Source organism: Anoxybacillus thermarum, from assembly GCF_000836725.1.
GTDB classification, from domain to species: Bacteria; Bacillota; Bacilli; order Bacillales; family Anoxybacillaceae; genus Anoxybacillus; species Anoxybacillus thermarum.
The window spans coordinates 1-3,386 of record NZ_JXTH01000108.1 but is presented as its reverse complement, the minus strand read 5'-3'; the positions used below and the strand labels follow the sequence as shown (position 1 = coordinate 3,386).

Genomic DNA, 3,386 nt, shown 5'->3' with positions numbered 1-3,386 from the left:
CCTCCAAAAGGGCCGCCAACAAGACAGCGAACACCTTTTGAAGAGTTCTGACTAATTGTTCCTCCAGCTCTTTTAATAAAGGCCATTCTGTGGTAAAATGTTTCATGGACTCTCTCCCTCCTGTTTTATTGATGTTGGTCATCACCATCATAGCAGGGAGAGAGTCCTTTTTGCATGACATTTGCTTTTTTCTACCGCGCTTCGCTTGGTGGCCCCGACGAGCGTCGCGAACAAAAGTTCGCAACCCTCGTCGGGGAATCATTCCTGAATGTCACCCACAAATATTTTACTCACACAGGTTTCGCAAAATGGGTCAGCGCACCGAGCTTTTTCGTTTCATGAATCATATCGAGTTCACCGTAAGCCGTCATCACGATGACTTTTACATGCTCATTCATTTCTTTCATCTTCTTTAAAATTTCTACCCCGTCCATGCCCGGAATTTTCATATCTAACAACACTAAATCCGGGGAGTGCTTTGCAAATAAATCGAGCGCTTGAACACCGTTTGCTGCTTGATACGTTTCATATCCTTCTTTTTGAAACACTTCGTTTAATAAAATGCGAATGCCAAACTGATCGTCTACAATCAAAATCTTCCCCGCCATATGAACACCTCTATTTTCTCTTTTTCATATGTAAAACTCCTATTTTTATTATCGTATCATTATTTCGAAATTTTTACCATTTATCCTGCTTGATGTTTTAATTTTGATCATTTTTTTATTTTTTAATATAATGAGCAACAAAGCGAAAGTCGCATGAGAAGGAGATGGATCATGTTAAAAATATTATCGACGCAGCTTGCAGGTGTGTTTCAGCGAATAAGCGCGCAGGAAGAGGAGCAGTTCGAAGATGCTGCCCGTTTATTTGCCCAAGCCATCATTAGCAACGGCACCATTTTTGTTTACGGCATTGACGAAATGGAAGCTGTCTTTGCTGAAGCGCTACATGGATCTGAAAAATTGCCGAACGTTAAACCGCTAAGCATGAACGAAGTAACAACCGCTGACCGCGTGCTTATCGTTTCGCGCTTTTGTACAGATGAAGAAGCGATTCGCATCGCCAAACAGCTTCACGAACAAAACATATGGACGATCGGTATGTCATCTATCGCAGAGGAAACGAAACCGTCGCTCGTTGACTACGTCGATGTACATATTGATTTATGTTTGAAACAGCCGCTCGTTCCAACAGAAGATGGCACACGTATCGGCTTCCCTTCGGCTGTCGCCGCTTTGTTCGCTTATCATAGTTTAGTGCTGATGACAAAAGAAGTTGTTGCCGAATATGAATAAGAGGATGCCCATAGCGGACATCCTCTATTATTTTTCTAGCGATGCGCGAATAAATTCGCGGAAAAGTGGTTGCGGGCGCGTCGGACGAGATGTGAATTCCGGATGGAACTGCGCTGCCACAAACCACGGATGATCTTTCAATTCGATAATTTCTACAAGACGGCCATCTGGGCTTGTCCCTGAAAAAACAAAACCATTTTCTTCCATTAACGTACGATATTCATTGTTGAATTCATAACGATGGCGATGGCGCTCATAAATGACCTCATCTTGGTATGCCTCGTACGCTTTCGTTCCCTCAACGAGCTTGCACGGATACAAGCCGAGACGAAGCGTTCCACCTAAATCTTCAATATCTTTCTGTTCTGGCAATAAGTCGATAATCGGATGTGGTGTGTTTGGATTAATTTCTGCTGAATGGGCATCTTTTAACCCAACGACATGACGAGCAAACTCCACAGATGCTAACTGCATACCTAAACAAATGCCAAGGAACGGAATGCGTTGCTCGCGTGCATAGCGAATCGCCTCAATTTTTCCTTCAATTCCACGATCGCCAAATCCGCCCGGAACGAGAATACCGTTTACTCCTTGAAGCAGCTGTGCCACATTATCGCGATCAACATGCTCAGAGTTAATCCAACGGATGTCTATATCCGCATCAAACGCATATCCTGCATGACGTAACGCTTCTACGACAGAAATGTACGCATCTTGAAGCTCAACGTATTTTCCAACGAGCGCAATCGTTGTTTTGTTTGATAAATTGCGTACTTTTTCAACGAGTGCGATCCATTCTGTCATATCCGCTTCGTTGCAGTTTAGTTTTAAATGCTCACAAACAATTTGGTCTAATTTTTGTTCTTGAAGCATGAGCGGTACAGCGTATAACGTATCGGCATCGCGCGCTTCAATGACCGCTTTCGGATCAATGTCACAGAATAAAGCAATTTTATCTTTCATATCTTGAGACATCGGCATTTCTGTGCGCACGACGATGACGTTTGGCTGAATACCTAAGCTACGCAACTCTTTAACGCTATGTTGCGTCGGTTTCGTCTTCATTTCACCTGCCGCTTTAATGTACGGCACAAGCGTACAATGAATGTACATCACGTTATCGCGACCAACATCGCTTTTAATTTGACGAATCGCTTCTAAAAACGGAAGAGATTCGATGTCACCAACCGTTCCGCCAATTTCCGTAATGACGACGTCAGCATTCGTTTCCCGCCCTGCTCGGAACACACGTTCTTTAATTTCATTTGTAATGTGCGGAATAACTTGTACCGTTCCACCTAAATAGTCACCGCGCCGTTCCTTTTTCAATACGGTCGAATAAATTTTTCCTGTTGTCACGTTGCTGTATTTGTTTAAGTTAATGTCAATAAAGCGCTCATAATGACCTAAATCTAAGTCTGTTTCTGCCCCGTCATCTGTGACGAACACTTCTCCGTGTTGATACGGACTCATCGTTCCTGGGTCAACATTAATGTACGGATCAAATTTTTGAATCGTTACTTTCAAACCGCGATTTTTTAATAATCGACCGAGTGAAGCAGCCGTAATTCCTTTCCCAAGCGATGAAACGACGCCGCCTGTCACAAAAATATATTTCGTCATCAAACCTTCCCCCTCAACTCATTTGGAATAGTTACAGTGTGTGCGAATTCGGGGAAAAATAAAAACGCTCCGCTTACAAATATGTAAGGGAGCGAACGTATCTCTATGAAAAGAGCCCAAACAGAATTCTACATATATCGATGTAAAAAGTCAAGGTTATAATTCCTCATGTGTGAGTAAAATATTTGTGGGTGACATTCAGGAATGATTCCCCGACGAGGGTTGCGAACTTTTGTTCGCGACGCTCGTCGGGGCCACCAAGCGAAGCGCGGTAGAAAAAAGCAAATGTCATGCAAAAAGGACTCTCTCCCTGCTATGATGGTGATGACCAACATCAATAAAACAGGAGGGAGAGAGTCCATGAAACATTTTACCACAGAATGGCCTTTATTAAAAGAGCTGGAGGAACAATTAGTCAGAACTCTTCAAAAGGTGTTCGCTGTCTTGTTGGCGGCCCTTTTGGAG

The 3,386-nt window shown here is 43.2% G+C and carries 3 protein-coding genes; 1 reads left to right on the top strand and 2 read right to left on the bottom strand.

All coding sequences use genetic code 11. From position 1 onward, the window contains the following. Positions 1-290 precede the first annotated feature (290 nt). The gene (locus LH47_RS14395; protein WP_043968673.1) at positions 291-608 is read right to left on the bottom strand and encodes a response regulator; all 318 of its coding nucleotides are present in this window, start codon (positions 606-608) and stop codon (positions 291-293) included. Between the two features lie 171 nt (positions 609-779). Here LH47_RS14395 and LH47_RS14390 point away from each other — a divergent pair, with 171 nt between their 5' ends. Then, positions 780-1,298, top strand: coding sequence for a DUF2529 domain-containing protein (locus LH47_RS14390; protein ID WP_043968671.1), 519 nt, complete (start codon positions 780-782; stop codon positions 1,296-1,298). A gap of 27 nt (positions 1,299-1,325) precedes the next feature. Here the strand turns inward: LH47_RS14390 and LH47_RS14385 are convergent, their stop codons facing one another. Continuing rightward, positions 1,326-2,921, bottom strand: coding sequence for a CTP synthase (locus LH47_RS14385; RefSeq protein ID WP_043968669.1), 1,596 nt, complete (start codon positions 2,919-2,921; stop codon positions 1,326-1,328). Positions 2,922-3,386: the final 465 nt, after the last annotated feature.